The organism is Aestuariibius insulae (assembly GCF_040783535.2).
GTDB classification, from domain to species: Bacteria; Pseudomonadota; Alphaproteobacteria; order Rhodobacterales; family Rhodobacteraceae; genus Aestuariibius; species Aestuariibius insulae.
Genome location: NZ_JBFONW020000005.1, coordinates 1 through 13442, shown reverse-complemented (window position 1 = coordinate 13442; position 13442 = coordinate 1). Strand labels below are relative to the sequence as shown.

The 13442-nt window shown below is 63.1% G+C and carries 19 protein-coding genes; all 19 read left to right on the top strand.

Annotated features, from left to right (window positions below; all coding sequences use genetic code 11):
* The first annotated feature begins 28 nt into the window (after positions 1-28).
* Positions 29-400, top strand: a complete 372-nt coding sequence (locus AAD018_RS13790) for an HNH endonuclease (protein WP_367316603.1) — start codon at positions 29-31, stop codon at positions 398-400.
* A gap of 88 nt (positions 401-488) precedes the next feature.
* On the top strand, positions 489-1022 hold the full coding sequence (locus AAD018_RS13785; RefSeq protein WP_367316602.1) for a resolvase: 534 nt from the start codon (positions 489-491) through the stop codon (positions 1020-1022).
* 1 nt (position 1023) lies between these two features.
* Positions 1024-2748 (top strand): terminase large subunit, encoded by a 1725-nt coding sequence (locus AAD018_RS13780; RefSeq protein ID WP_367316601.1) that lies wholly within the window; start codon positions 1024-1026, stop codon positions 2746-2748.
* A 4-nt stretch (positions 2749-2752) separates the two neighbouring features.
* The gene (locus AAD018_RS13775) at positions 2753-4006 is read left to right on the top strand and encodes a phage portal protein (RefSeq protein WP_367316600.1); all 1254 of its coding nucleotides are present in this window, start codon (positions 2753-2755) and stop codon (positions 4004-4006) included.
* Positions 3996-4844, top strand: a complete 849-nt coding sequence (locus AAD018_RS13770; protein ID WP_367316599.1) for a head maturation protease, ClpP-related — start codon at positions 3996-3998, stop codon at positions 4842-4844. The genes AAD018_RS13775 and AAD018_RS13770 overlap by 11 nt, the downstream gene beginning before the upstream one ends.
* A 9-nt stretch (positions 4845-4853) precedes the next feature.
* Complete coding sequence (locus AAD018_RS13765) at positions 4854-6095, top strand: phage major capsid protein (RefSeq protein ID WP_367316598.1); 1242 nt, start codon at positions 4854-4856, stop codon at positions 6093-6095.
* A gap of 79 nt (positions 6096-6174) precedes the next feature.
* Positions 6175-6447: a hypothetical protein gene (locus AAD018_RS13760; RefSeq protein ID WP_367316597.1), complete on the top strand. Its 273-nt coding sequence runs from the start codon at positions 6175-6177 to the stop codon at positions 6445-6447.
* A gap of 3 nt (positions 6448-6450) precedes the next feature.
* On the top strand, positions 6451-7017 hold the full coding sequence (locus AAD018_RS13755; protein ID WP_367316596.1) for a head-tail connector protein: 567 nt from the start codon (positions 6451-6453) through the stop codon (positions 7015-7017).
* Positions 7002-7352, top strand: a complete 351-nt coding sequence (locus AAD018_RS13750; protein WP_412005280.1) for a head-tail adaptor protein — start codon at positions 7002-7004, stop codon at positions 7350-7352. The genes AAD018_RS13755 and AAD018_RS13750 overlap by 16 nt, the downstream gene beginning before the upstream one ends.
* Complete coding sequence (locus AAD018_RS13745) at positions 7352-7768, top strand: DUF3168 domain-containing protein (RefSeq protein WP_367316594.1); 417 nt, start codon at positions 7352-7354, stop codon at positions 7766-7768. Before AAD018_RS13750 ends, AAD018_RS13745 begins: the two co-directional genes overlap by 1 nt.
* Entirely contained in the window at positions 7768-8172 is a 405-nt protein-coding gene (locus tag AAD018_RS13740; protein WP_367316593.1) for an HK97-gp10 family putative phage morphogenesis protein, read from the top strand. Before AAD018_RS13745 ends, AAD018_RS13740 begins: the two co-directional genes overlap by 1 nt.
* A 28-nt stretch (positions 8173-8200) precedes the next feature.
* Entirely contained in the window at positions 8201-8359 is a 159-nt protein-coding gene (locus AAD018_RS13735) for a hypothetical protein (protein WP_367316592.1), read from the top strand.
* Between the two features lies 1 nt (position 8360).
* A complete protein-coding gene (locus AAD018_RS13730; protein ID WP_367316591.1) occupies positions 8361-8810 on the top strand; it encodes a phage tail tube protein in 450 nt (149 codons plus the stop codon).
* Positions 8810-9394: a gene transfer agent family protein gene (locus tag AAD018_RS13725; protein WP_367316590.1), complete on the top strand. Its 585-nt coding sequence runs from the start codon at positions 8810-8812 to the stop codon at positions 9392-9394. Before AAD018_RS13730 ends, AAD018_RS13725 begins: the two co-directional genes overlap by 1 nt.
* Positions 9391-11640, top strand: coding sequence for a hypothetical protein (locus AAD018_RS13720; RefSeq protein ID WP_367316589.1), 2250 nt, complete (start codon positions 9391-9393; stop codon positions 11638-11640). Before AAD018_RS13725 ends, AAD018_RS13720 begins: the two co-directional genes overlap by 4 nt.
* Entirely contained in the window at positions 11640-12005 is a 366-nt protein-coding gene (locus AAD018_RS13715) for a hypothetical protein (RefSeq protein ID WP_367316588.1), read from the top strand. Before AAD018_RS13720 ends, AAD018_RS13715 begins: the two co-directional genes overlap by 1 nt.
* On the top strand, positions 12002-12469 hold the full coding sequence (locus AAD018_RS13710; RefSeq protein ID WP_367316587.1) for a DUF1833 family protein: 468 nt from the start codon (positions 12002-12004) through the stop codon (positions 12467-12469). The genes AAD018_RS13715 and AAD018_RS13710 overlap by 4 nt, the downstream gene beginning before the upstream one ends.
* Positions 12469-12852 carry an NlpC/P60 family protein gene (locus AAD018_RS13705; RefSeq protein WP_367316586.1) on the top strand — a complete coding sequence of 128 codons (384 nt, stop codon included), beginning with the start codon at positions 12469-12471 and terminating at the stop codon, positions 12850-12852. The genes AAD018_RS13710 and AAD018_RS13705 overlap by 1 nt, the downstream gene beginning before the upstream one ends.
* On the top strand, positions 12842-13442 hold a 601-nt coding region (locus tag AAD018_RS13700), incomplete at its 3' end, for a hypothetical protein (RefSeq protein WP_412005279.1). The genes AAD018_RS13705 and AAD018_RS13700, both read left to right, overlap by 11 nt.

Sequence of the window (13442 nt, the reverse complement as noted above, 5' to 3'; positions counted from 1 at the left end):
CATCGAAAGCCTTAGCGAGGATCGAACCATGGGTCGCCTCAAAGGGCGCGAATTGCCAAGCCGCATCGGAAGGCCGACATCCCGCTTGGCCCGGCATGACGACGGCGAGGCAGCGCGTCATCGCCGTCGCGATTCTGAGAAACCGTGGCGTGCGTGGCAGAAGACGGCGCGGTGGCAAAAGCTGCGGCTTCGCGTCCTGAACCGAGACGGTCTGGTCTGCCAGCAAACGGGCGTCCTACTGATCGGCTTGCATCCCGCACCGAATAGCCCGGTTGTCGATCATATCCTTCCGCATCGCGGTGATCCGGTCCTCTTCTGGGATGTGCAGAACCTCCAGACCGTGTCGAAGCAATGGCACGACCGCGAAAAGCAGCGTCGAGAATATGCCGAAGGCCTCTGATCGCGTGGCAGCGTGAAGGGGGGGCGGTCGAAAGTTCGGGGAGCCGATCTGGCTAGACCCGTCCTCCTAACACCGAGAGATTTTTTATATGAGCCGTGAAAATCAGGCTGAGCCAATCAGCTACACGTTCTGGGGCGACCCGGTCTTCGACAGGAAAGGCAAGCGTGGTCGTCCGCCGTTCGAGCGGACGGATGAAAACGCCAATAAAGTCATGATGTTGCTGGCGATGGGCTGGGGCAATGACCGCATCGCGGGATGCATCCTCGATCCGCGCACGGGAAAATCGATCAGCGTGCCCACCTTGAAGCGGCATTTTAGATCCGAGCTGAGTGTGCGCGATCAGGCCCGCGATCAGTTCATGGCGAAGCAATTGATGGTCGCGGCGCAAGCGGCCTTCGACGGCAATGTCGGAGCGATGCGCCTGCTCAATCAGATGGTCGAAAAGAACGACGCGCTTCTTGCATCGTCGCGCCTGACCGGTCGACAGACCGCACCGAAGCAGGCCGCGCAGGACGCACGGCTTGGGAAGAAGGAGATCGCCTTGCAGAAAGCCGAGAAGATGGTCGCGGGCGACAGCGGATCGACCTGGGGCGATGATCTGAAACCCGGATACGAGAACTGACGTGAAGCAGCTTCAGCCAGAAGATTTCACGCCCGATCCGGCCTGGTCGACAGCGGTTCCGGATTGGGAGGAGCGGATCCTCGAGGGTCGGTCGCTTATTCCCGATCTGCCCCTGTTCGATGCCGTTGCGGAGAAGGCTCTACGGATCTTCAAGCGGCTTCGGGTCCCGGATCTCATCGGCACGCCGACCTATGGCGAGATCTGCGAAGAATGGGTCTTCGATTTGGTCCGCGTCATCTTCGGGAGCTACGATCCGGAGTTGAAGCGGCGGATGATCCGCGAGTTCTTCCTCCTCGTTCCTAAGAAGAACGGCAAATCGGCGATCGCGGCGGCGATCATCGTCACGGCGGCAATTCTGAACGAACGCCCCAAGGCCGAGCTCTTCCTGATCTCGTCGACGCAACAGATCGCCAGCATCGCCTTCGATCAGGCGGCCGGCATGATCCGCCTCGATCCCGATCTGAAAGACCTCTTTCACATCAAGGAACACAGAAAGCTGATTATCCACCGCACGACCGAGGCCGAACTGATGATCCTGTCGGCGGATGCCGATGTCGTGACGGGGTCGAAAGCTGCCTATGTGCTGATCGACGAATTGCACGAGTTGGGCGCGAAGGCGAAGGCGCCCAAGATCCTGATCGAGCTGCGCGGCGGATTGAAGTCTCGCCTGGAGGGATTCCTGCTCATCATCACGACGCAGTCGAAGGATCGGCCGAGCGGAGAGTTCGAGAAAGAGCTGAACCTGGCGCGCGCTGTTCGTGACGGCCATATCCAGCTTCCGCGTCTTTCGATCCTCTACGAACTGCCGACGGCGATGCAGGAGAAGGAGAAGTGGAGAGACCCGGCGACCTGGGCGATGGTCAACCCCAACCTCGGCCGCTCGATCCATGCCACCGATCTGTCCGACGATCTTCGAACGGCGCACGAGAAAGGCAAGGATGCGCTCGCGCTCTTCGCCAGCCAGCATCTCAATGTGGAGATCGGGCTTGGCCTCAAGACAGGACGTTGGATCGGCGCCGATTACTGGCCGCAGCAGGGGCGCGCCGATCTCAGCCTCGAGGGCATTCTCGCGACCTCGGAGGTCTGCGTCCTCGGCCTCGATGGCGGCGGACTGGACGATCTGCTCGGCGTCGCCGTCCTCGGCCGGCATGCCGAGACCCGGGTCTGGCAGCACTGGGGGAAGGCGTGGGCCGACCGAGCGATCCTGAAACTCCGTCAATCGATCGCGCCGGAGCTGCAGACGCTGGTCGAAGCGGATCAATTGACGCTCGTCGACAACCTCGAGGAGGAGGCCATTCCCGAGATCGTTGAGATCTGCCAGACGCTTCGCGATATGGGTCTGCTACCGGAGCAGGACGGTATCGGCATGGACCCCCAAGGGGTGGCCGCAATCGTCGATGCGCTGGTCGAGGCAGAGTTCGAGATCGAAGATATCCGGCCTATCGGCCAGGGCTATAAGCTGCATGCCGCGATTAAGTCTCTCCCGGTTCGGTTGAAGAACGGCACCGTTGTTCATTGCGCGCAACGGCTCATGACCTGGTGTGTCGAGAACGCGAAGACCGAAGCGCGCGGCAATGCCGTCATCGTGACAAAGGCCGAAAGCGGGACCGGGAAGATCGATCCGCTGATGGCGCTCTTCAACGCCTATCAGCTTATGAGCTGGAACCCGCAGGCGGCGGCCACGGGACCGAGCGTCTACGAAGAACGCGGCCTGCTGCGGGTCTAGGCGGATGGATCTCTTTGGCATGTTCCGGCGGCGCGATGCACCGCCCTCTTCCGATGCGCCTCCGCCGCAGGCTATGGCGAGCGAGGGCGCGGTCTTCGACGGTCTGAACGATCCGGCCCTTTACGAGTTCATGCGCTATGGCGCCGCGACCGTGACCGAGTCCGGCGCATCTGTGACGACGAAGACCGCGCTTCGAAACACGACGGTGCTGCGATGCGTGTCGCTGATCGCCTTCGCCATCGGTATGCTGCCACTGCATCTTCGCCGAAAGGACGACAAGACCAAAGCGCAGGACCATCCGCTTTTCCGGGTTCTCTACCGCCGACCAAATGCCTGGCAGACCGCGTTTGAGTTTCGCTCATTGATGGCGCAACGGGCGCTGATCGACGGAAACGCCTATGCGCTGATCGTTCGAAGCGGAAACCGGATCCTCCAGCTCGTCCCGCTGGAAAGCAAGCGAGTGCAGGTGACGCAACGATCCGATTGGTCACTCGAATATCGGGTCGATCGCGGCCCGCAAGGCACGGTCATCCTGCCGCAATCAGATGTGTTTCATGTGCGATATGGCATCTCGGAGGATGGGATCTCCGGTGTGTCACTGGTCAAGCAGGCGGCGGAAGCCATCGGCCTCGCTCAACAAGCCCAAAAGGCAGCGGCACGTCTCTTTCGCAATGGCATGATGGTTGGAGGCGCGCTCAAACATCCGGGCAAGCTGTCGCCGGAAGCCTACGACCGGCTGAGAGCGTCGATGAACGACGATACCGGCGCAGAGAATGCGCATCGCTGGAAGATCCTCGAAGAGGGCATGGAGCTCGCGTCCACAGGCGCCTCCGGCAAAGACAGTCAATCGGTCGAGCAGCAGAAGCTACAAATCGAAGACATCGCCCGACCGTTCGGCGTACCGCGTCCGCTGCTCAATCTCGACGATACCTCGTGGGGGTCAGGCATCGACGTCCTGGGCCAGCTCTTCGTGCGCTACTCGCTAAATCCGTGGTTTGAGGCATGGGAGCAGGCCATCGAACGATCGCTCTTGAGCGACGCCGATGCGGATGTTTTCGAGGCGAAGTTCAATGCGGGCGCCCTGTTGCGCGGGTCGATGCTCGATCAGGCGGAGTTCTTCGCGAAGGGCCTTGGGTCGGGGGGCCATACGCCTTGGCTTCACCCTGACGAGCCGCGCGAGATGATGGACATGCCACAACGAGATGACCTGCCGCCCGCGATGGGGCAGCAGGCGGGAGAACAGCAAAATGAGCCTTAGAGACCTGCCCGAGTTCAAAGCCGAACGTCTGACCGAGATCTGTGCGTTCGAACTGGATACGGATGCGCTGTCCAATTGGAATGCCGGTCTGTCCGTTCGGTCCGCCGATGATGAGACGTCGATCTCAATCCTAGATGTCATAGGGGAAGATCCTTGGACGGGTGGAGGCGTCACCTCCAAGAGGATCGCCGCCGCGCTGCGGTCGATCGGAGATCGGGATGTTACGGTCAACCTCAACTCGCCTGGAGGCGATTTCTTCGAAGGTGTGGCGATTTACAATATGCTGCGGGCCCATCCGCACCGGGTGAGTGTTCGCATTCTCGGCCTGGCAGCCTCCGCAGGCTCGGTCATTGCAATGGCGGGAGACGACATCGCGATCGGCAAGGCAGGGTTCATGATGGTGCATAACTGCTGGGTCATGGCGATCGGCAATCGCCATGATCTTGCGGAAGCGGCCAAGACGATGGAACCCTTCGACGATGCGATGGCAGGTGTTTACGCGGAACGGTCCGGCGTTAAGCGCGCCGAAGCTGCTGGATGGATGGATGCCGAGACGTGGTTCAATGGCGAACAGGCGGTCGAGGCAGGTCTTGCGGATGGATTTCTGCCCGCCGACATGGTTTCGGAAAATGAGATGCAAGCCGAAACGATGCGCAACGTGAATGCGGTCCGGCGGATCGACGCGTTGCTCGCTAAATCAGGATTGCCGAGGACGGAACGCCGAGCGCTTCTGTCCGAGGCGAAGGGGGGCACGCCGAGCGCTGCCCCGACCGTCATGCAAGACGCTGACGAAATCGCGGCCCTATTGAAGGGCCTAAGCACCACACTCACAAAATAGGAGCATCCTATGTCGATGCCTTTCCAACCCGCCAAAGCGCGCGGGATCCAAGTCGTTCGGGCGGATGCCGGCGGCGGCGATATCAAAGCTCTGTTGGCTCAGCTGCAAACGGACTGGGAATCCTTCAAGTCTACCGCTGCAGAAAAGGACAAGGAGGTCGCCGACAAATTCGACGACGTCGTTACGACCGAGAAGTTCGAGAAGATCAATTCCAGCGTCACCGATTTGCAGACGGCCGTCGACCAGGCCAATGCGAAGCTCGCTGCGATGAGCGTGGCGGCCGGCAATGTCGAGACCATTCCCGATCAGGAATACACCTCCGCGTTCCGGTCCCATTTCAGCAAAGGCGATGTGCAAGCCGCCCTCAATAAGGGGGCCGATGATGAAGGCGGTTATTTGGCCCCGGTCGAATGGGATCGCACGATCACGGACAAACTGATCGAGGTCTCGCAGATGCGCCAGATCGCCTCGACGATGTCGATCTCGACCGCCGGGTTCAAGAAGCTCTATAACCTGCGCGGCACGGCGTCCGGATGGGTCGGCGAGACGGCGGCGCGCCCTCAAACCGGGACGGCGGATTTCGGGCAGATGACGTTCACGCCTGGCGAGCTTTATGCGAACCCGGCCGCGACCCAGCAGATGCTCGATGATGCTGAGGTGAACCTCGAGCAATGGCTCGCGAATGAGGTTGAGACCGAATTTGCTCTGCAGGAAGGCCTCGCCTTCATCGCTGGCGATGGCGCGAACAAGCCGCGCGGGTTTCTGACCTTCGCCCAAGGGGGCTCCGCAGCGGCCGTCAATCCGCTTGGCGCGATCCCTGTGCTGCCGATGGCGGCGACGGCGGCCGTTACGGAAGACGAGTTGCTGGATGCCATCTACGACCTGCCGTCTGTCTTCACGGCCAATGCGCGCTTCGTGATGAACCGCTCGACGATGGGCGCGATCCGCAAGTTGCGGGACGGTGATGGTCGGCAGCTTTGGCAGCCGTCGACAGCGGAAGGACAGCCATCCACTCTGCTGAACTACCCCGTTACGGAGATGCCTGGAATGCCGGATCTGGCGGCAGGCGCGCTTCCGATCGCCTTCGGTGATTTTCAGCGCGGCTACCTCATCGTTGATCGGACCGGCGTTCGGGTCCTGCGCGATCCCTACACCAACAAGCCCTACGTGATGTTCTACACGACGAAGCGCGTTGGTGGTGGCGTCAGCAATCCAGAATGTCTGCGTGTCCTGCGCAGCGCTGCAGCCTGATCTGCCAGAGCGGAGCGGCTGACTAAAACAGAGCCCGCCGATCACGGCGGGCTTTTCATCTTTCGATAGGAGACCTTTCATGGCGAAGAAACCGACCAAGACCAATGACGCACCGGCCGATCCGGCTCCGGCTGAACAGATCGACAGTGCCTCTGGCGCAATCGTCGAGCCGGAGATCGTCGACGGCGTGCAGACCGACCACCCGGCGATCGATGACAATCCGCGCGCAGGAACAGAAGCGGTGCAAAACCGGCGGGACATGAACGATCCGAAAAACCGCCGCCCTGGCAACACCGACTTTGTCGGTCAGGGTCTCGATCCCGCTCCCTATGGAACGCCCGCAGAGGACTAGGCAATGCTCGTTCCTCAACTTGTGACACCGCCTGCGGAACTTCCCGTCTCGCTCGAGATGGCCAAGGAACAAGCCGAGATCGATTTCGATGATCGGGACGCCTTGATCCAAGCCTTTATCGGGGCTGCCACGGCGCATCTCGATGGGTATTCGGGAATTCTCGGGCGGTGTCTCGTCTCTCAGGAATGGCGGCAGGACTTTGCCTGCTGGGGGACGCTGCGCCTGCCGTTCCCGGACGTGAGCTCTGTCGAGGTCAGTTACATCGATGCGGCCGGCGTCAGGCAGACAATCGACACTGCTGACTATCAGATCGCCGCAGAGCCCGGGGGGCCGGTCGTTCGCTTCGTTCGCAGGTCGTATCCGGCCGTCTTTTACGATGACGTCGCCCCGATCAGCGTCACGTTTCAGGCTGGCTACGGGACCGCAGAGGATGTGCCGTGGTCTCTTCGAGTCGCGATCCTGCAGCATGCCGCCGCCATGTTCGAATATCGCGAAAGTCTCGCAGACAGGATCGAACCAACTGGCGTCTATGAGATGCTGATCGCGCCCTATCGATGGATCCGGGTCTGATGCTGTCGGGTCGACTGACAACGCAGGTGGCTTTTGATGCCGAGGTCCTGGTCCCAGACGGATATGGGGGGCAAGATCGATCGTGGAATGAGGCGTTCCGCGCGAGAGCTCAGATCCGCTATCAGAGCGGTCGGGAGGCCGTAGAGGCTGGCGGGCTGACCGGGACAGCGTCTTTCAAGGTGCGCATTCGGCGTCAGGATGCGGTCGATGCGCTGACAACCGACTATCGAATGCGGGATCTGAATGAGGATCTCGTTTTCAACATCAGAGAGATTGACCGCGTCACGGACCGCAAGTTCGTCTGGCTGGTCGTTGAGAACGGAGTGGCAGTCTGATGGCGACGCCGTCCGAAGACCTGCAGAAGGTTGTCTATGATCGCTTGCGAAGTGACCCAGCGGTCAGTGCGATCGTCGGGGACAATATCTTCGATCTGCCAAGCGATGGTGCACCCGGCCATCCATCACCGCGCATCACCTTTGGTCCCAGCGACTTCGTGCCGGAAGAGATGGACTGCATCGCCGCTCGTGCGGAGACGCTTCAGATCGATATCTGGGTCGAAGACGGCAAGCGGCTGCGGCCTGCCAAGGCCCTCGCCGATAAAGTCTACGCCGCCCTTCATCGTGCGCCGCTGGACCTCGAAACTCATGCGCTGGCCGAACTCGCGATCAGTGGCGTCCGCGCCTTCATGGATCCGGACGGTCTGACAGGCCATGGCGTCGTCATCGTCACGGCGCTGATCGAAGAACGCTGATGGTCCAGGGCCTCGACAAGTTGAACCGGCGCTGGAAGGCAATTCCGGAGCGGGTGCGGATTGAGCTCCGGTCCGCGATGGAGAACGCCGCCGATGCGATCGTCGAGGACATGTATGATCTTGCGCCGCAGGATACCGGCGATCTGGCGGGATCGATCGGCTGGACGTGGGGCCAGCCACCGGCCGGAGCGATGACAGTCACGCAGGTTGCGAGTGGCGATGACGACGATCTGCGGATCCGGATCTATGCGGGTGGCGGAGAGGCATTCTACGCGCTCTTTCAGGAATTCGGCACGGTCGATATGCCTGCCAACCCGTTCTTCTATCCGACCTGGCGCACATGGCGGCGCAGGGTCCGATCGCGCATCAGCGCAGCCATGAGACGCGGCATTCGGGCCGCCTGATTACCACCACTCATCGAAGGAGAGACAGATGAACATCCGCATGCTGCGGACCGATGAGGCGCGCGTAAAGCCCGCCGTGGTCCGCGTCTACCAGGAGGGGCGCACCTACACCGTCCCCAAATCGATCGGGGAGCCGTTCATCGCGCGCGGATCCGCCGAACCTGCCCCCACCAAGAAGGAGAGCTGATATGGCTGATCCAGAACTGAGCGGCGATTTCCTGATCCTCTTGGGAGATGGGGGTGATCCCGAGACCTTCGGCTTTCCCTGCGGTGCAACCGTCCGCTCTGTCACCTTCGGAAAAACGACCGGCGAAGAGACCTTGCTGGATTGCGACGATCCGGTCGGCGCAGCAGCAGCTGTCTCTCGTTGGGTCGAGGGATCTGACACGAACCTTTCGATCTCCGGGCGCGTCGCCAAGCAATTCTTCGAGCAATGGCGCGCTTTCGCGGACGACCCCGAGGGCAGACGCAATGTCCGGGTCGAAGTCTATAGCGCGACGGCCGGGGAGGGCGGCCACTGGGACGTCCCGGCTATTCTCACCGAGTTCGAGATGGGGGCGGAGGGCAAGGGAACGATGACCTTTTCCGCGACGCTCGCTGGGGCCGCGTCGCGTAGCTGGACGGCGGCGCCCGCGTGATGGCGTCACAATCCACGGCGTCGATTGCCTCGGCCTGTCCGGAGACCCGTCTGGAGTGGGCCGGTGCGGAGCGGACCTTCGCTCTGCCGCTGGGATGCATCCTCGATCTCGAAGAGGCCTGCGGAAAGGTGGGCTTTGGCGAGATCTATCTCAGGATGGGCTCGCACCGCTATTTCGCGCGGGACGTCTACCACACCATCCATCAAGGCCTGATCGGCGGCGGTATAGCTGCATCCGAGGCCAAGAGGCTGCTGGACGAGCGGTTCGATCTCACGCCGATCGGTGTGCATGTTCAGATCGCACTCGAGATCTTGATCACCGCGATGTCGGGCGTCGAAGCGAAGAGCGAGGGATCTGGCGAGGAGGGCACGCCCGAGCCGCTCGATAAAGGCAAGATCTTCGCGGCGCTGATCAAGATCGGTTTGACACCCGACCAGGTGCGCGCGATGCGCTATGACGACTATGTCGCGCTTTGCCGTGCGGCGGGTGGTGCAAAGGTCGAACCGCCCTCCGAAGAGGCCTATGAGGCGATGCTGGCAGCTCATGAAGAGCGCGAGCGCCAGCGGGCGGACGCCTCGCCGTGACGACAACCACAGCGGACCGCCTTGTTGTCCGCATGGAAGCCACCCTGCGCAAGTTCGAGCGGCAGATGGATCAAGGTCGCCGGAAGGCCAACAGGACCGCGACCGGTATCGAGAACCGCTTCAAGACCATGGGCAACCGAGTCGGGCGTAGCGCCGAACAAGCCTCGCGCGGATTGGCCGGCGTCTTTCAGATCTCCGGGCGCGGCCGCTTTGTTCTGACCAACACGGCCAACCAGATCGGAGACGTGGCGGTGCAGCTGCAAGGTGGCACGAGCGCTGCCCGCGCTCTGGGTCAGCAGATGCCGCAGCTTCTGGGGGGATTTGCTGCCCTCGGTGGCGCCGTTGGGGTTGTGGCTCCTTTGCTCGGCACAGTTGCGGCAATCGGGATCCCGCTGGCCGCGATGCTGCTGCGCAACGGCGAAGCCTCGCAGACCCTCACCGATCGAACCAATGCCCTGTCCGAGGCGGTGCGGGCGTATCAGGCGGCAGCGCAAGATGCGCAGACCCCGACGGAGGAATTGCGCGACCGGTATGGTGCCGCGAGCGAGGCGGCGCGCGAGTTCATCATGGCGCTGCGGGATCTCAACGAGGTCCGCGCTGGTGAGCAGCTCCAATCGGTCGCGGACAGCTTGGCAGGCGATTTTGCGCAACTGGAAGACCGGTTCGGAGAGGGGTTCGATCTGACCTTCGAAGAGGCCGGGCAAGCGCTGCAGGATCTCGAAGGCAGGTTCGAAGATGTCGAGCGGCGGATCCAATCCCTGGACACGACCGTCGAAGAGCGCACCCTGCTGCGCGATCAGATCGCCAACGAGCGCGATGCGCTGCTGGAATACGGCGAGGCGCTCGATGAGCTTGAGATCCGGTTCGACATCAACAGCGCGGCAGCGGGAACGCTTGCCGATGGGCTGGTCAATCTCGCGAATGCGGATGGGCCGCAAGCCGTCGTCGAAGCGACGGAGGATCTTCTGGACCGACTGGAGCAGGCCTTCGGATCGCTGAGCCAGATGACCGCCAAGCAACGGGCATTCTATGAGGAGGTCGTCAAGACGGGCGAGGAGGCGGCAACGCTCGTCGGCGAGATCGATGCCGGACTGCTCTCTATGGAAGGCCTCGTTGATGCGATTGCCGCTGCGGCCGATGGCGTTCCGGGACTGACCGGCCTTGTTTCGGACCTGCGCAAGGAGCTGGCCGATGCGGCTTGGGTGGCCTGGCGCATGGCCAGCGGTATTTCTGCTTCGGAGCGCCGCGAGCAAGCCGTGGGTGGTGCCGATCGCGCGCGCGATCAGGTTCGGGAGACCTTCAATTCTCAGGGGATCCGGCGCGAGGACATCGTCTCGGTGCGCCGCACCGGCGGGCGCTCGGACAGCGGTACTGGACGCAGCTCCGGCGGCGGCACGGGATCGGGTGGTGGCCGGTCCGGTCAGACCGACGCCATGCGCGAAGAGCCGCAGCGTCTGAAGGACGCCGAGCGGATCTACCTGCGCACCCGGACGGCGGCCGAGCAGCACCGTCTCGAGCTGGAGCGCCTGAAAGAGCTCTACGAATCCGGGGCCTTCGAAGACTATCCGGATGCCTATAAGCGCGCGCTCGAAGAGCTGAACACGGAGCTGGAGGAGACGGAGTTCGAGCCGCTCCTGTCCTTTCTCGATGAGACATCGACCAGCCTCGCCGGGGCTACGGAGAGTTGGGAGGCGTTCGGCGACGCGGCCGTCGACGCCATCGCGCGCATCGCCGAAGAGCTACTCAAACAGCAGATCCTGGAGGCCCTCATGGCCATAGCCGGTCCGAACACGTTTCTGGGCGGCGCCATCAACGGAGCGCTCGGCGGGAGCGCGTCCGGGGCGCAGGCATCGGGGTTTGCCGACGCGGCCGCCTTCGGTCCGTCGCGCGGTGGGACCGGTTCGCTCGGCTTGCCGTCCTTTGCAGGCGGTGGCGGCACAGGCAACGGTATTCGGGCAGGGGGCATCGACGGCAAAGGCGGGTTCCCCGCGCTTCTGCACCCCAAGGAAACTGTGATCGATCACACCAAGGGCGGCGCCTCGCTGGAAGGCAGCGTCGCCGTCGAGATCTTCGTGAACGACGACGGAACGCTTGGCGCCATTGCGACCCAGGCGGGCGGCGTTGCGGCTGCAAAGATCATGGAAACCCATGGCGGCAAGATGGTGAACCATGCGCTTGCAACCGGCCAGGCCGATCAAGGCGCGCAGGCCCGCTTCGGGATCCGCAGCCGCGCGAGGCGCGGATAATGGCGCGCTGGCCTGCCGGGGTGCCCTGCCGGTTTCAGATCGGCTCGCTCGTCGAGACCGGTCCGATCGGCAACGTCATCGCGACCTCGATGTCGTCGGGGCCGGTCAAGACGCGCCGTCGATACACCGCCGCCCCACGCGAGGTCAGCTTCGTCACCGGCGTGCTGACCGCCGATCAGGTCGCCGCTTTCGAGGCGTGGTTCGCAGACGTTCTGAAGGACGGGGTGCTGCCTTTTGAGATGCCGCATCCGCGCACCCGGGTTGAGACGATCTGGCGCTTTGTGGGCGGGGCCGATCCTTACAGCCTCGCCTATCGGAGCCCATCGCTCTTCACGCTCAGCTTTCGTTTGGAGATCCTTCCATGAGCCTTTCTCCCGTCGCCCGCCGCTCGATCGATGCAGGCCAGACCGATGCGGTCTGGCTGGTCCTTGCCGATCTGCGCCATCCCGACTGGGATCAGGACATCCACCTCGTCACCAATACCGAGGCGATCGTCTCGAACGGGATCACTTATCTGCCCTATGCGATGTCGATCACCTTTCCCGAGGAGGGGACCGAAGGCGTGCCGTTCGTCGCCTTTGCCGCCGATAATGTCTCGCAGGAGATCCTCGCCGAGCTGCGCAGCGTCAGCGGACCGATCACGGTCGATCTCTGCCATATCGTGGCCTCTCAGCCGGACCGCCGCATCGCGCCGCTGGACGGGCTGGAGCTGCGCGTCTTCAGCTACGATGTTCAGACGATCTCCGGCCAAATCGTGGCCTCGCCCGTGCGCGAAGCGCCGGCCAGCGCGATCTCCTTCACCCCCAACCGGTTTCCCGCGCTGTTCTGATGTGGACCGCAGACTACATCGGATGGCCCTTCGCCGAGGGCGGGCGGAGCCGTGCGGGCATCGATTGTCTGGGGCTCTACCTGCTGCTCAACCGAGAGCGCCTGGGCAGCACCCTGCCGGACCTCGCCTGCACGCGCGCCCAAGCCGTGCGCCGCCGCCTGGTCGATGCCGAGCGGGCCCATTGGCAAGCCGTCGATCCGGTGCGGATTCGGGAGGGCGATCTTATCCTGATGCAGGCGGCCGGCCATCTCGCTCATGTCGGCTATGCCGTGGATGCCGTCTGGATGCTGCATATCGAAGATGATCTGGGATCGCGGATGGCGCGCCATGGCGAGCACCCGATCGTCTCCCGGATCGAGGGGATCTATCGCTATGCCGCTTGATCCGATCCCCGCCAAGCTGGAGCGCGCAGCCTCGCCGATCCAGACGATGGTCTCAACCTCGCCGCTGCCGAAGCCCCAGCCGCTCATGCGCTATCTCGAAGGCATCACCCTCGCGGAGATGGCCGATCGCGGCGGGATCGAGCGGGGGACCTGGGCGGCCTATCGCGCGACGATCACGATCGGCCTGCAGAGCTGGGAGATCCCGGCGCAGCACTGGACCGTGACCAAGCCCCATGGCGGCGCGATCGTCGAGATCGTCCCGATCGTCCATGGCCCGGCCGTCGCCGCGATCGGCAGCGCCCTGATCACGTCCTTCGCCCCGACCATTGCCGCCAGCATCTTCGGGACCGGTCTTCTGGCAACGCTGGCAACGGCGGCGATCAGCATCGTCGGAACGCTGGCGCTCAACTCCCTGATCCAGCCGCCCGAGCCCGAGATCGGCGACACGACGCCGTTCTACGGGATCGGCGCCCCGGCGAACCGGGTCGAGCGCTATGCGCCCGTCGCCTATCCGGTCGGCCGGCATCTGAGCTATCCGCAGCCTGCCGCCACGGGCTATTCGGAGACGCGCGAGGACACCGTCATCTATC